General features: G+C 42.0%; 10 protein-coding genes and 2 pseudogenes. 11 read left to right on the forward strand and 1 reads right to left on the reverse strand.

What is annotated here, in order from left to right:
* Positions 1–3 precede the first annotated feature (3 nt).
* From FFL34_RS17350 to FFL34_RS17385, 8 genes and pseudogenes are all read left to right on the forward strand, one after another.
* On the forward strand, positions 4–1653 hold the full coding sequence (locus tag FFL34_RS17350) for an AMP-binding protein (protein WP_138604563.1): 1650 nt from the start codon (positions 4–6) through the stop codon (positions 1651–1653).
* Positions 1650–3005: an acetyl-CoA carboxylase biotin carboxylase subunit gene (locus FFL34_RS17355; RefSeq protein ID WP_138604564.1), complete on the forward strand. Its 1356-nt coding sequence runs from the start codon at positions 1650–1652 to the stop codon at positions 3003–3005. Before FFL34_RS17350 ends, FFL34_RS17355 begins: the two co-directional genes overlap by 4 nt.
* Positions 3006–3017: 12 nt before the next feature.
* Positions 3018–3230, forward strand: a complete 213-nt coding sequence (locus FFL34_RS17360) for an acetyl-CoA carboxylase biotin carboxyl carrier protein subunit (RefSeq protein WP_138604565.1) — start codon at positions 3018–3020, stop codon at positions 3228–3230.
* A gap of 91 nt (positions 3231–3321) precedes the next feature.
* Positions 3322–4104: an enoyl-CoA hydratase gene (locus FFL34_RS17365; RefSeq protein ID WP_138604566.1), complete on the forward strand. Its 783-nt coding sequence runs from the start codon at positions 3322–3324 to the stop codon at positions 4102–4104.
* Positions 4105–4121: 17 nt separating this feature from the next.
* Positions 4122–5650: pseudogene (locus FFL34_RS17370) on the forward strand (acyl-CoA carboxylase subunit beta).
* Positions 5651–5831: 181 nt separating this feature from the next.
* Entirely contained in the window at positions 5832–6299 is a 468-nt protein-coding gene (locus FFL34_RS17375) for a CBS domain-containing protein (protein WP_138604567.1), read from the forward strand.
* A 75-nt stretch (positions 6300–6374) separates the two neighbouring features.
* Positions 6375–10016, forward strand: coding sequence for a dynamin family protein (locus tag FFL34_RS17380; RefSeq protein WP_138604568.1), 3642 nt, complete (start codon positions 6375–6377; stop codon positions 10014–10016).
* A 2-nt stretch (positions 10017–10018) separates the two neighbouring features.
* Positions 10019–10888, forward strand: coding sequence for a 5'-3' exonuclease (locus FFL34_RS17385; protein ID WP_138604569.1), 870 nt, complete (start codon positions 10019–10021; stop codon positions 10886–10888).
* A gap of 41 nt (positions 10889–10929) precedes the next feature.
* Here the strand turns inward: FFL34_RS17385 and FFL34_RS17390 are convergent, their stop codons facing one another.
* On the reverse strand, positions 10930–11772 hold the full coding sequence (locus FFL34_RS17390; RefSeq protein WP_171046424.1) for a COX15/CtaA family protein: 843 nt from the start codon (positions 11770–11772) through the stop codon (positions 10930–10932).
* A gap of 242 nt (positions 11773–12014) precedes the next feature.
* Between FFL34_RS17390 and FFL34_RS17395 the strand changes: the two are divergent.
* The 3 genes and pseudogenes from FFL34_RS17395 to FFL34_RS17405 all read left to right on the forward strand — a co-directional run bounded on the left by FFL34_RS17395 (position 12015) and on the right by FFL34_RS17405 (position 15082).
* Positions 12015–13319: pseudogene (locus tag FFL34_RS17395) on the forward strand (D-serine ammonia-lyase).
* Between the two features lie 16 nt (positions 13320–13335).
* Positions 13336–14256 carry a cysteine synthase A gene (cysK, locus tag FFL34_RS17400; protein ID WP_138604571.1) on the forward strand — a complete coding sequence of 307 codons (921 nt, stop codon included), beginning with the start codon at positions 13336–13338 and terminating at the stop codon, positions 14254–14256.
* Between the two features lie 172 nt (positions 14257–14428).
* A complete protein-coding gene (locus tag FFL34_RS17405; RefSeq protein ID WP_234031537.1) occupies positions 14429–15082 on the forward strand; it encodes a DUF3889 domain-containing protein in 654 nt (217 codons plus the stop codon).
* The last annotated feature ends 32 nt before the right edge of the window (positions 15083–15114 follow it).

Raw genomic sequence — 15114 nt, forward strand, 5'->3', positions numbered from 1 at the left:
TTCATGACGTTATTGAACCTGACCGTGGGAGAATTGCTGGAAAAGCAGGTGAATAGGTATCCGCATCAGGAAGCAATCGTCTATCCAGAATTGAATCTGCGCAAAACGTATATTGAATTCAACGAGATGGTCAATCAGGCAGCTAAGGGATTCATGGCACTCGGGATTGAAAAAGGGGAGAATGTTGCCATTTGGGCAGATAATAAGCCGGAGTGGATTACATCACAGTTTGCAACGGGTAAGATGGGGGCAGTGCTCGTTACCGTCAATACTAATTATCAGGCGCGGGAGCTTGAATATTTACTTAGGCAATCGGAATCTTCAACACTGATTCTAGCTGAGTCGTATAAAGGTACGTCATATATTGATATTTTAAAAGAGGTATGTCCGGAATTTGAACATAGTGAAAAAGGAAATTTACAGTCTACGAAACTGCCTTTTCTGAAAAATATCATCGTCCTAAGTGATGATGATTACCCGAATGCGTACACTTGGAAGGAAGTCATTTCAAAAGGAAGCACGATTACCGCGGATGCACTTGAAGATAGAAAACAGACATTGCACCCGAAAGAAGTCATCAACATGCAGTATACATCGGGAACGACAGGATTTCCAAAAGGGGTTATGCTGACCCACCACAATATCGTTAACAATGGAAACCAAATTGCTGATTGCATGAAACTGACAGCCGCTGACCGTCTCTGTATACCGGTTCCATTTTTTCATTGTTTTGGATGTGTGCTTGGTGTGCTTGCGGCTGTATCGAAAGGAACAACCATGGTCATTTTAGAACAATTCGAGGCAGAAAAAGTGATGAAAGCTGTTTCGGATGAAAAATGTACCGGATTGCATGGTGTACCGACCATGTTTATCGCGGAATTGAATCATCCGAATTTCTCCAAGTACGATTTCTCTCATTTGCGTACAGGGATTATGGCTGGATCGACCTGCCCGATTGAAGTAATGAAGGATGTCATGGATAAAATGGGAGCTGCAGAAATAACCATTGCCTATGGCCAGACGGAGTCATCCCCGGTTATTACACAGACAAGAACCGATGATCCTGTTGAACTGCGTGCGACAACCGTTGGGAAAGTTCATCCAAACGTGGAGGTAAAAATTGTCGAACCTGGGACGAACGAAGAACAAGAAGTAGGAGTCCCTGGTGAGTTGTGCACACGTGGCTATCATATTATGAAAGGCTATTATAATAATCCTGAAGCCACTGATGCTGTTATTGACAGGGATGGATGGCTACATACCGGTGATTTGGCCGTAATGGATGCGAACGGATACGTACAGATTACCGGTCGTATGAAAGATATGATTATTCGTGGCGGTGAGAATGTTTATCCCCGGGAGGTAGAGGAGTTTCTTTATCAGCACCCAGCTGTTCTCGACGTCCAGATTGTTGGTGTACCAAGTGAAAAATATGGGGAAGAAATGATGGCTTGGATTATTCTTAAGGACGAGGGAGGGGCCACCGAAGAAGATATAAAGTCGTTTTGTGAAGGCAAAATTGCAAGACATAAGATTCCGAAGTACATCAAATTCACTGAAGCGTATCCGGCAACTGCTAGTGGAAAAATACAGAAATTTAAATTGCGGGAGTATGCGACAAAAGCATTGCAAGATAAGGGTGGGAAACAATGATAAAGAAAATAGTTATAGCCAATCGCGGCGAAATAGCTACACGTATTATTCGTACATGTAAAAGGCTGGGCATAGCTACTGTTGCCGTGTATTCAGAAGCAGATCAGAAAGCACCATTTGTATCCATGGCGGATGAATGCTATCTGCTTGGACCTCCCCGTGTCCAGGAAAGTTATCTCAACGCCGAAAAAATCATTTCCATTGCCAGACAAGCGGGTGCAGATGCCATTCATCCCGGATACGGATTTTTGAGTGAGAATAGTCAGTTTGCTGGTCAATGCCGAGATGCCGGTCTCCTGTTTATCGGTCCATCTAGCCAAGTGCTAGAACAAATGGGGAATAAAATTGCAGCACGTAAAGCTATGAAAGATGCCGCCGTGCCAATTGTACCGGGTACGGATGAGGCTGTTGCCGATGCGGAAGAAGCAAAAGAAATAGCTGAATTAATCGGCTATCCTATCATGCTGAAAGCTGCTTCAGGCGGTGGCGGTATCGGTATGCAAGTGGTACACACGAATAAAGAGCTGGAAAAGGCATTTGACAGCAATGCGAAACGAGCACAATCATTTTTCGGTGATGGTGCGATGTTTATGGAAAAGAAATTGGAGAATGCCAGACATATCGAAATACAGCTATTGGCAGACCATCATGGCAATGTTGTTCATTTATATGATCGTGAATGTTCTATCCAGCGTCGCAATCAGAAAGTGATTGAAGAGGCTCCTTCGCCGTTTATTTCCGAAACTACACGCCAGGAAATGGGCGATTCAGCTGTAAGAGCAGCAAAAGCCTTAAACTATACAAATGCAGGAACAATTGAATTTATCGTTGATGAGCAGGAACACTTCTACTTTCTGGAGATGAATACAAGAATCCAGGTGGAACACCCTGTAACAGAGGAAGTAACCGGGCTGGATATCGTTGAACAGCAAATTGCCATTGCCAACGGAGAAAAACTAGCCTATGAACAATCGGACATAGCAAGAAGCGGCCATGCAATCGAGGCACGAATTTACGCAGAAGATCCGGAAACGTTCTTCCCTTCGCCGGGCTATATTTCCGCATTTGAACTGCCGGATGGTGAGAATATCCGTAATGAAACAGCTGTAACGGATGATTTTACTGTTACACCGTTCTATGACCCAATGATTGGTAAACTGATTGCGCGGGGAGCAGACAGAGGTGAGGCAATTGCTGCTTTGAAACAGGCGCTATTACATTATAAAGTGGAAGGAATTAAAACCAACATACCAATGCTAATAGAAGTGGTAAACCATGACCAGTTTTTAAATGGAAACACGACGACAGCATTTATTGACAACTATTACTTACCAATGGTGAAAACAAACTAGGAGGTTATGAAAATGACAGAAGTGAAAGCATCGATGGCCGGAAGTGTGTGGAAGATAGAAGTTAGTAAAGGAGAAACCGTTGAAGAAGATCAGGATATCGTTATTCTGGAATCAATGAAAATGGAAATACCAATTCCGGCAGAATCCGACGGAACGGTACAAGAATTAAAGGTCGCAGAAGGTGATTTTGTGAACGAAGGGGACGTTATTGCCATTATAGAATAATAATAGCGCATGCATGCCTGTTGCCCGGAAAAGTTCCACATGTCTGGAGCGGTCCGGGCAATTAGGTACAAAGTCATGAAAGGAGAATATTATGGCTCCACTGATTAACTATAGCGTAACTGATAATCATATTGCAGTTGTAACATTGAATCGACCGGAAGCGATGAATGCTTTGTCAGCCCCGCTTCTCGACGAACTGAATGCATATATTGAAAAAATAAATAACGACGATACGATTCGTACGACAATCATAACCGGAGCAGGTCAGAAAGCGTTTTGTGCCGGTGCAGATTTGAAGGAACGTAAAGGTATGACGGAGAAACAGGTAGTACAGGCTGTGGAAAAAATCGGTAGAACCATTAATAACATTGAAAGCATGAACATGCCGGTTATTGCAGCTATGAATGGCGCTGCATTTGGCGGCGGACTAGAACTTGCACTTGGCTGTGACATCCGGATTGCTGCGACTGGCGTTAAAATGGGATTGACCGAAACATCACTTGCCATCATTCCCGGTGCAGGTGGTACCCAGCGTCTCACAAGACTAATAGGTACTGGGCAAGCTAAAAAGCTGATATTTACCGCAGAGCCTGTTCTGGCCGAGGAGGCTTTAAAACATGGGGTTATTGAACAAATATCAGACCCATCTCAATTATGGGAGGAAGCATACAGCCTGGCAGCACAAATTGCTAAAAACGGTCCGATCGCATTGAAACAGGCAAAAGCCGCGATTAATAAGGGGATACAGACTGATCTTTCTACCGGGCTTTCCATTGAACGTCTATGTTATAACGAAACTATCCCAACCGACGATCGTATAGAAGGGCTGCAGGCATTTAAAGAAAAACGAGAACCTGTATACCAAGGAAAGTGAAGCAGGAGGGACACAGTATGACATATAAGGATGAATTTAAAGAGAGAACTGAACAAATTAAAAAGGGTGGTCAGGACAAATACCATCGAAAAAATGAAGAAAAGGGAAAATTATTTGTCCGAAAGCGGCTTGAACGGTTATTTGATAATGATATCGATATAGAAGATGCTTTTTTTGCCAATTGCATGGATGATTCGCTACCTTCAGATGGTGTTGTGACAGGCATTGGTCGGGTTAACGGCCAGGATGTGTGTGTCATGGCGAATGATTCCACAGTAAAAGCCGGATCGTGGGGCAAACGCACCGTCGAAAAAATTATCCGTATCCAGGAGACTGCGTTAAAGCTGGAGATACCGATGCTTTACTTAGTTGACTCTGCGGGTGCACGAATAACCGATCAGGTAGAGATGTTTCCGGGCCGGCGTGGTGCGGGGCGTATTTTTCATAATCAGATTAAATTGTCCGGGCGTGTACCGCAGATCTGTCTGCTTTTTGGACCATCAGCTGCAGGTGGAGCGTATATTCCGGCCTTCTGTGATATCGTTGTGATGGTGGAAGGGAATGCATCGATGTATCTGGGATCACCACGGATGGCTGAAAAAGTCATCGGTGAAAAGGTAAGCCTTGAGGAAATGGGCGGTGCTAGCATGCATTGTTCTGTTTCAGGCGTTGGTGATGTTCTCGTCAAAACGGAAGCAGAAGCCATTGACTATACACGGCGCTACTTAGACTACTTCCCGGCTAATTTTAGGAATAAACCGGATACAGTAGAACCTAAAGAGGTAAAAGTTTATGAAAAATCCATAGCAGATCTCATTCCGGAAAATCAAAACGCTGCCTTTAATATGCATGATTTGATTAAACGATTATTGACGCAGATAGTTTTTGTGAAGTTAAAAAGAAATTTGCTCCGGAATTAATCACCGGGCTTGCTAGGATAAATGGAAAAGCCGTTGGTGTTATAGCTAATCAGCCACGCATGAAAGGTGGTGTTTTGTTCCCGGATTCAGCCGATAAAGCTGCGAAATTTATTCAGCTTTGTGATGCGTTTAATATTCCGTTGTTGTTCTTAATGGATATTCCTGGCTTCATGATTGGTACGAAAGTTGAACGTGCTGGGATAATCCGTCACGGGGCCAAAATGCTGGCGACGATGAGTGAAGCGACCGTTCCGAAAATATCCGTCGTCGTTCGCAAAGCTTATGGTGCCGGACTTTATGCAATGGCTGGGCCGGCTTTTGAACCTGATGCGTGTCTCGCACTACCAACTGCACAAATTGCGGTCATGGGTCCCGAGGCCGCGGTAAATGCGGTTTATGCCAACAAAATTGCTGAATTACCAGAAGAGGAACGGCCTACGTTTATTAAAGAAAAACAGGAGGAGTACAAAAATAATATTGATATCTACCGACTGGCCTCAGAAATGGTAATCGACGCTGTTATTGACCCGGATAAACTACGAGATGAGCTGATTGAACGCTACCGTGTATATGATTCTAAAAACATCATATTCACGGATAGAAAACATGGTGTTTATCCTGTTTGAAATAATCCCCAGCCACCTGATTTGGCTGGGGATTATTTCAAGTTTATATTGACCATAATATTATTATGTAAACTAGAATTAGCGGCTAGCTTTCGTTTTATTTTTCTAAACTTAGTGGTACGATTGTAATGTGTCGAAATAAACTGTTAACGACAAACAGAATTGAATGGAGTGAAGTGCATTGAAAATAAACGAATTTATGATCACTGATGTTATTTCGGTTCATGAGGAAACGAAAATTAAACAGCTATTGCAAATTCTAGTAAATAATAAGATTGGCGGTTTTCCAGTCGTTGATGAAACTGACCGTTTAAAAGGAATGATTAGTGACGGGGATATTATTCGCCATTTACAACCGAAAGGACGAACCATCTATGATATGTTTTCGCTTGTCATCGTAAACGAGCACGAGGATTTCCAAAATAAAATTACCTCCTGTGTTGATCATCAAGCAAAAGATATTATGAAGAAAAATATTTATGCGGTCCATCCGGATGATGATGTTGAAAAGGCTATTTCTATTTTCTCCAATCATCATTTTAAAAAAATTCCGGTCGTCAATGAGGATAAGCAAGTTATGGGGGTTGTCAGCCGTGGTGATATCATCCGTTTCATTTCCACGAAAATAATAGCTGAGTCAACTGATTGACGGGGTAGAAATCCCTTATTCAAATAAGTATAATGGTTGGAAGAAGTGTAAATAAAAGGGGAAAAAGACAACGCTATGCGAACAAAAACAGAAAAAAGTCGAATCACGGAACAACATTTTGCTGCTTTTTATCAGCTAATGATGGATAACGGTGATACCAATAATGCTGATAAGCTATTAGAGGTTTATGAAAAATGGGGCAGCTCGAAGCTGATGATTGGTTTCGCCGGGCACTTTTCTGCCGGTAAATCGTCGATGATTGATTATTTGCTGGGAACGTCCGTATTGCCGAAAAGCCCGATACCGACAAGCGCTAACGTCGTTATGATTCAATCCGGTCATGCAGGTGCACATCTGTATTTTGATGATGGCACCATCTATACCTATGAGCAACCATATAATATGGAGAATATTAAGGAACATGCCAGAACGAAGGGGAATGTGAAAAAGATTGGAATCCATTTGCAGGAGTCTACTTTGCCTGAGGGGTGCACGGTCATTGATACGCCTGGTATTGATGCGGCGGACGATGCTGACCGGTTAATTACTGAATCATCACTGCACCTATTAGATGTGCTGTTTTACGTGATGGATTATAACCATGTACAGTCTGAGGTCAATTTGCAATTTTTGACAAAGGTGCAGGATTACGGGATACCTGTTTTTATTATCATTAATCAGATTGATAAGCATAACGCCAAGGAATTAGCATTTGAGGAATTCACTAAAAAAATTAAACAAACGTTTGATCAATGGAAACTGAGCCCGGAAGCAATCTATTATTCTTCTTTAACCGAGCAGGACTTGCAAGAAAATGAGATTTCTGCTATTAAATCCAAACTTGTTTCTCTTATGACAACAGAAAAACAGGAAGTCTATGATATTAAGCGATCAGTTGGACAATTAAAAGAGGAACATAAAGAATACTTGCAAGTAATGCATGAACATGAATTAACCAGTCGAGGTTTACAGGAGGCAGAGGCAGGAGAAAACTTCAGTGAACGAATGGAATATGTGAACAAGGCAATCAGCGAATTAAGGGCAGTACCACAACAAGTGGAAGAGGCATTTATGCATGAATTAAATACAACGCTTAAAAATGCTTATTTAATGCCCGCAGAACTGCGTGAGAAAGCGCGGCTGTTTCTAGAAGCACAGCAGAAAGATTTTAAAATTGGATTGTTTGGATCAAAGAAAAAGACCGAAGCAGAACGAACAAAACGTTCCGAGGATTTCCTGGAAACGTTGCAGAAAAATATGGAGACATCGATTCGCTGGAAGCTTCGTGACAAATGGACGGAATTACTTACCCATTATCAGCTTCAAGATCCGCTGCTCATGGAAAAAGTACAGAATATCGCTGTTTCTTATGATATAGGCATGCTTCGCGATCTGATCAAGCCGGGCGCGAAAATTACAGGGGACTATGTTCTGGTTTATACAGGAGATGTCACTGCAGATGTAAAGCAAAAATTTAAACAAAAAGCGTTGCAGTTATGGGAGTTAATAGACAGTAAACTGAAAGAAAATCTGAATCAGGAGTTAGTTGCTTACGAAGCGGAATGGCAAAAACTCGAACAGACACACCAAAAACAAGAAGCGCTGGAAATGCTGGAACACCACTTAAGCGAATCTTGCAATGAGCTAGAATGTGTGCTGAACAATCCACAACCATCAGCAGAATCATTGGCAAAAATGAATAGAGCACTTAAAACACAATACAAAGAGATTGATAAGCCGGATGTCATAAATGCTGCACCAAAACCGGTGGATCGTCCAACAAAAGACATACCTGATTCGCAACCAGAGAAAAAAGATACACTGCCAATCGACCGATTGCTTGATCAGCTAAACGAGGCAATGGATATCCTTTCGGGACTACCTGGCTTTCAGACTCTTATCCAGGACTTGTCCCAAAAACATGAACGCCTGCGCAACCGCACATACACAGTCGCTTTATTCGGTGCATTCAGTGCTGGTAAATCTTCTTTTGCCAATGCGTTAATGGGAGAATATGTGCTTCCTTCATCTCCGAATCCGACGACTGCTGTCATCAATCGGATAAACCCGGTGAATGAAACGAATGGACATGGTACGGCAGTAGTGACTCTGAAAGATAAGGATGTACTGAAAGAAGACATTGTAAATCTTATCAGGCATTTTGATGTACCAGATGCAATGAGTTTGGATGAGTTACTGCGATGGATCAGGAAGCAACATTTGCATATGCATGAAGACTTAGCGAAAACAAGTAAGGATTTCCTTCATGCGGTGCTGGAAGGCTACGAGGAGATGTGTGATAGTCTTGCTCAAGAAATTGCTGTTCCTATTGATGCATTAAAAGATTACGTAACAAATGAACAGAAAGCTAGTTTTATAGCCTCCGTTGACCTTTACTATGATTGCCCTATCACACGACAAGGGATTACGTTAGTTGATACACCAGGAGCCGACTCTGTAAATGCACGGCATACGTCAGTTGCTTTTGATTATATTAAATACGCTGATGCGATATTCTATATTACTTATTACAACCATGCTTTTGCAAAGGCAGATAGAGATTTTCTACTGCAGCTTGGTCGAGTGAAAGAATCATTTCAAAAGGATAAAATGTTTTTTGTCATGAATGCATCAGATTTGGCGACGGATCAGACAGAACTTGACTTTGTACGTGGTTATATTGAAGAGCAGCTAGTAACATACGGTATCAGGTTTCCGAAGCTATACGCTGTTTCCAGCAAACAATCATTAGATGAAAAAATTAATGGCACCCCGCTTAACAAGGAAATGGCCGTATTTGAAGCGGCGTTCGATCATTTTATCCATGAGGAATTGACGGCCATCACGAAACACTCGGCTGTTAGGGATATGCACCGAGCGACGGAGGAAGTGCGTCACTACATGGATGCGCTGCAATGGAACGAGGAGGAAAAAGAACAGTTCCATGCGTCTTTAAAATCAAAGGAGACGAGTTTAAAACAGCTGGCAGATGAGTTGCATGCAGCGAGTTATACACAAAAAATTAGCCAGAAACTGGAAAAACAGTTATATTATGTTCTGGAACGACTGTCCATTCGCTTTCACGATTTATTTAAGGAAACGTTTAATCCAGCAACATTCACTGATACCGGCAAGGGTGCCATGGAGCAGCTGGAGCATTGTCTACAAAACCTACTAAATGACACTGGGTATGAATTGATGCAGGAATTGCGAGCGGTTTCCCTAAGAATGGAATCCTTTATCGCAGACATAAAACAGGAAGTTCACCATTATTATGTGCGCCAGAGTAATGATATTGATTCTGCATTTATGCTTCCCGATGCTGAGGCACCCGAGCTGGAAACGCCTGCCTACGAACAGGCATTTGAAAACTTGGGGGCACAAACATTCCAGCGGGAGTTAAAACTATTTAAGGGAACAAAAGCTTTCTTTGCCAAAAATGAAAAAGAAGTGATGAAAGAAGCATTGTATGATCGTTTATATCCATATGCCAGACAGTATATAGATGACTATCACCAGCTGATGCAAGAAACGTATATAAATCAATGGAATATAATTATGCAAGAGATGAAACAAATGATCTATCATCACGTGGAGGGTTATAGAGACCGGCAAATAGCTATGCTGACAGAGCAGCCAGTGGATATAGATATTCTGAGCGAAAAGTACCATACGCTTGAAACCATGTTGGCAACATACGAAGGACTGGAGAGTTAAAGATGGCAAAAAACAAAAAGGTTTTGCTTGTTGATGGAATGGCTTTACTGTTCCGGGGCTTTTATGCAACAGCATTTTCCGGCAATTTTATGTACACGAAAGATGGAATTCCAACAAATGGTGTCTATCAGTTCTTGCAGTACTTCTTTAATGCGGTACACCGGTTCGAACCAACGCATGTCATTTGCTGCTGGGATATGGGGAGTAAGACATTCCGCACAGCGTTGTACCCAGACTACAAGGGGAATAGGCCCAAGCCACCTGAAGCGCTTGTTCCCCAGTTTGATCTGATAAAAGAGGTTACACAAGCATTTAACATTCCGAATGTTGGTCGCGAAAATTTTGAAGCAGATGACTGTATTGGTTCACTGGCGAGACAATTTTCTTCCGACCACGAAGTCTTGATCTTGACGGGTGATCAGGATATGCTGCAGCTTGTTGATGCCGGAATCAGTGTTGCGATTATGAAAAAAGGAATTGGAAACTATGAATTGTTTGATTGTGACACGTTTTATGATAAAAAAGGAATCCACCCGCAACAAATAATTGATTTGAAAGGACTAATGGGAGATTCCTCGGACAACTATCCCGGTGTCAAAGGAATCGGGGAAAAAACGGCACTGAAATTGCTGAGAGAATATGGGACTATTGATAACCTTCTTGCTAATTTGGAATGTTTGCCCAATGGTACAGAGCGTAAGATAAGAGAGAATATTGATATGCTTCAATTATCAAAGAAACTTGCAGCGATCAGGTGTGATGTTACTGTCAGTTGCACGCCGGACGAAGCTTTATGGCACTATGAGCCGTTGCTAGTAGAAGAGGCATTTGCCGAGTTAGCGTTTCCTAATTTAATGGAATTAGTAACCTGAGACGAAAGTGGAACGCACCTTGACTGATGCGTTCCACTTTTTTACTTGTAACATATAACTCTGACTTCCAAAATCATTGCGAACAGCAGCGTCCCGATTGCCAAGTGCAACACAGCCATGGACAAGGATAGGAACGAAAGAATGGTCATGACACCAACAGCCATCTGTATGATGACAACACCAAGAATAAGCAGCATACGCCTTTTCAGGAAGGTTTCATTGGTCCTGAATACGTTAAAGACAAGAAATATAATATATACTGCTGAAACGAGTGCCAATAATCGGTGTGAAGTTTGAAGAAGTTGGGCAAACGTGTCTGGAAAAAATGATTGCTCCGTACATTCCAGCCAGCCGCATGATAGCCCCAGTTCTTCATGTTTTATGTATGCGCCAAGTCCAATCGTAAGGAATAATAACACAATCGCCATGTTCAAATGGGTCACAATAGTAGTGTTCTGAATAGACTTGGCAGACTCATGCCGCCATAGCCATATTAATAGTGCTATAAAAATCATTGCAATTAATAAGTGAACAGTGATGATGATAGACGGAAGATGGTAAAAAACAACGACAGCCCCCATCACCAATTGTAGTGTCAAAAGCAAAATCACCCAATTAGCAGCTTTTTGTTCCTGCAAGTGACCGTTTCCTTTTTTGATGTTTACGAAAAGAAAAACAGTCATGAAAAATAGTACAGCCCCAATAACACGGTGACCGAATTCAATCAGCGTATCGCCGCTCAACTGTGGAATAACTTTCCCATTACAGAGTGGCCAGTCAGGTCCGCATCCCATTCCGGATTCTGATGATGCAACATAGCCACCAAAAACAATTAACAAATACGTCAATACAATTGTTATTAATAATAATCGCTGTTTAATCAAGTACATACGTCCTTTCATTAGTTATGTGAGTATTTTCAGTTTAGCAAAAATAGCATAATTTAAATGTGCTTTGTGTCACTTAAACAGACGATTCAGCCAAATTATAGTAAAATGGATGATAAAGCAATATGAATAATGCGGATGGAGTTGTCTACCTGTTAGTTGAAAGGTTATGACGTAGGGGATTACCTCGTTTTAATGGAATGTTGAAAAGGAAGACTGAATAAATGTGGGGTGTATAAATGGTATATTCTGACGAGCAAATCAAAGAATGGCGTAACACCTATCCCATTCTGAAAGATGTGATGGATTTGCAACCTGTATTTTGGACAAATCCAGGACGTAAAAAAATGGAGAAGCAGAATCTTTCGTTAACGATGGAAGACATTGAAGAAGCAGAGTCGCTGTGGAAACGTTTTGCGCCATTTTTAGCTAACGAATTTCCCGATACAAGCGAAACGAACGGTATAATCGAATCACCTCTAAAAGAAATAAACAGTTTTAAGAATCAATTGTTCCCTGAAATACCGGGTGACTTTTATTTAAAATGTGATCACAAACTACCAATCGCAGGGTCCATTAAAGCAAGGGGCGGCATTTACGAGGTGCTGAAACATGCAGAGACAATCGCTAAACAAGCCGGAATGCTACGTGATAATGATGATTATGCTGTATTTTCAGAGGAAAGGTTTAAAAACTTTTTCGGTCAGTATTCTATTGGTGTTGGCTCAACTGGCAATCTCGGTTTGGGTATTGGTATCATAAGTGCTAAACTTGGGTTTAATGTATATGTATATATGTCAGCCGATGCAAAACAATGGAAAAAAGATTTACTGCGGGAAAAGGGGGCTAATGTACTTGAATTCTCCGGTGACGTCAGTGGAGCGATTGCTACCGGTAGAGATAAAACCAACGCCAATCCTAACGGTTATTTTGTCGATGATGAGGATTCCCGGCACTTATTTCTCGGATACAGTGTCGCTGCATTACGTTTAAAGAAACAACTGAAGCAAAGGAACATAACAGTTAATGGTGATCATCCGTTATATGTCTATCTTCCGTGTGGTGTTGGTGGTTCGCCCGGTGGAATTACATTCGGACTGAAAAAAGTATTTGGCGATCATGTCCATTGCTTTTTCGCCGAACCAGTCCATTCGCCATCGGTACTTATCGGACTAGTAACCGGGAAGATGGATGAAGTCAGTGTGTAGGATTTTGGCATCGATAATAGAACGGAAGCGGATGGACTCGCAGTAGGTCGGCCATCCCGATTTGCTACCGCCATAAGTGATCAGTTAATTAGTGGTATTTATACGATGGAGGATCATACGTTATACCGCTTGTTGGCCACGCTGGCGGATAGCGAGGACGTTTATCTTGAGCCGTCTGCAACCGCTGGATTGGTTGGCCCACAGCGGGTATGGCCGTATACTAGTCAAGTGACAGACGATAAACATGCTACCCATATTGCATGGGCGACAGGTGGTTCGCTCGTTCCGGCAAAGGACATGGAAATGTTTTATAATAAAGGGAAAAGCTTAACATAGAAAGGTTGGCTTATTTATGAAAACAGTACAAAATATGACAGCACTCATTGGGGAAACTCCAGTTGTCCGGTTGAATCACATTGTTCCGGACGATGCAGCTTCTGTTTTTATAAAACTGGAATCATTTAACCCAAGCAAAAGCGTGAAAGACCGTGCAGCGTATAGTATGATTAAAAAAGCGGAGGATGAAGGACGCATCCAACCAGGTGATACCATCATTGAACCGACGAGCGGAAACACCGGGATTGGCCTTGCGATGAATGCTGCAGCGAAAGGGTACCATGCTATTTTAGTAATGCCTGATAACAGCACACAAGAGCGGCGGAACATTTTGCGGGCGTTCGGAGCAAAGGTGGTTTTGACCCCAAGTGACGAGAAAATGCCCGGTGCAATTAAAAAAGCCAAAGAACTGCAGCAGGAGATTTCAAACAGCTTCATCCCTCAGCAATTTGAAAATAGCGCAAATCCTGACATTCATCGCTCAACAACAGCGCTGGAAATATACGAGCAGATGGATGGACAGTTGGATGCATTTGTTGCTACTGCGGGTACCGGCGGAACAATTACCGGTACAGGTGAAGTATTGAAGGAAAAACTACCTGATTTACACATCGCTGTCGCTGAACCTGAAGGATCTCCAGTATTGTCAGGCGGTGAACCAGGTAAACACAAGTTAGTGGGAACCAGTCCAGGATTTGTGCCTGAGATTTTGAATACAGGAATTTACGACAAAATCATCCAGGTTGGTGATGAAGAAACTGTTGACATGTTTAAAATGCTTCCACGGAAAGAAGGGATATTTACTGGTTTGTCGGGTGCAGCGGCGGTTATAGCCGCTATAAAAACTGCCAAACTGCTTGGAAAAGGGAAAAATGTTTTATGCATGGCACCTGACACTGGGGAACGCTATTTAAGTATGAATTTGTTTAATGAATAGTAGTGGGACCATAATGAGTGGGGGGGTGCCCCCTCCGCTTATTATTTGGAACAAGATTAAGACGGAAGTAATTATCAATATAATATAAGTTTTTCAAGTGAAAGGATTCGTCACGGACCTGTTTTTGGCGCATACAGTAACAAAGAGTTCACTTCTGACAGGAGGAAAAAACATGTATCGTCAAAATCATTATTATCCCTCAGCAGCGAATTTTGCCCCGTATCAGTATGGTTTTCCCGCTAACGCTAACATGAATAACGTTGATTCCCAATTTTTTGAAGAACATTACAGACAACAGACAATAAACGGGCAGGCTACGTGGACAGAAGGTGGAGCAGTTACCAAATGTGGAATACCGTGGTCCACCAATCAATACATGACTGTTGCGGTCGGAACGAATTCTTTATATCAATGCGGGCAAATGCTGAAAGTACGAAATCCAGCTACTAGCAGAGAAATTTTGGTGACAGTTGTTGATGAAACGCCAGGATATTCTCAAAACCAAATTAATTTGCACCGAAAAGCCTTTGAAGCACTGGGAGTAAATCTGCAGCAAGGGATTATGAATGTTAAAATAACACCTGTACATGACTTCACACAGAAAAAATGGGGAAAATACTTAATGGATATTGCAAAAACAGCCTATCCATTGTATAGAGTAGATGAATATAATTTCATTGATAAAACGCAAATCTCACCAGAACAAACGAAAGAAACATATGAATATGTTTTGCAATCTTCGCAAGACCGCTTCACGGTTCAGGGTGCAGTTCTTTACAACCCCAAAAACGATCGGGTCTTGTCTTTTAATATGAGTGAGAAATAGCGAATAAAGTGTTTATTATATATATTAAATTG

Origin of the sequence: Lentibacillus cibarius (assembly GCF_005887555.1) — a bacterium.
GTDB lineage: Bacteria > Bacillota > Bacilli > Bacillales > Amphibacillaceae > Lentibacillus > Lentibacillus cibarius.

Excerpts from the sequence above, each read along its gene's own strand:
- FFL34_RS17350 (WP_138604563.1), top strand. The coding sequence starts at position 4 with ATGACGTTATTGAACCTGACCGTGGGAGAATTGCTGGAAAAGCAGGTG.
- FFL34_RS17355 (WP_138604564.1), top strand. The coding sequence starts at position 1,650 with ATGATAAAGAAAATAGTTATAGCCAATCGCGGCGAAATAGCTACACGT.
- FFL34_RS17360 (WP_138604565.1), top strand. The coding sequence starts at position 3,018 with ATGACAGAAGTGAAAGCATCGATGGCCGGAAGTGTGTGGAAGATAGAA.
- FFL34_RS17365 (WP_138604566.1), top strand. The coding sequence starts at position 3,322 with ATGGCTCCACTGATTAACTATAGCGTAACTGATAATCATATTGCAGTT.
- FFL34_RS17380 (WP_138604568.1), top strand. The coding sequence starts at position 6,375 with ATGCGAACAAAAACAGAAAAAAGTCGAATCACGGAACAACATTTTGCT.
- FFL34_RS17385 (WP_138604569.1), top strand. The coding sequence starts at position 10,019 with ATGGCAAAAAACAAAAAGGTTTTGCTTGTTGATGGAATGGCTTTACTG.
- cysK (WP_138604571.1), top strand. The coding sequence starts at position 13,336 with ATGAAAACAGTACAAAATATGACAGCACTCATTGGGGAAACTCCAGTT.
- FFL34_RS17405 (WP_234031537.1), top strand. The coding sequence starts at position 14,429 with ATGTATCGTCAAAATCATTATTATCCCTCAGCAGCGAATTTTGCCCCG.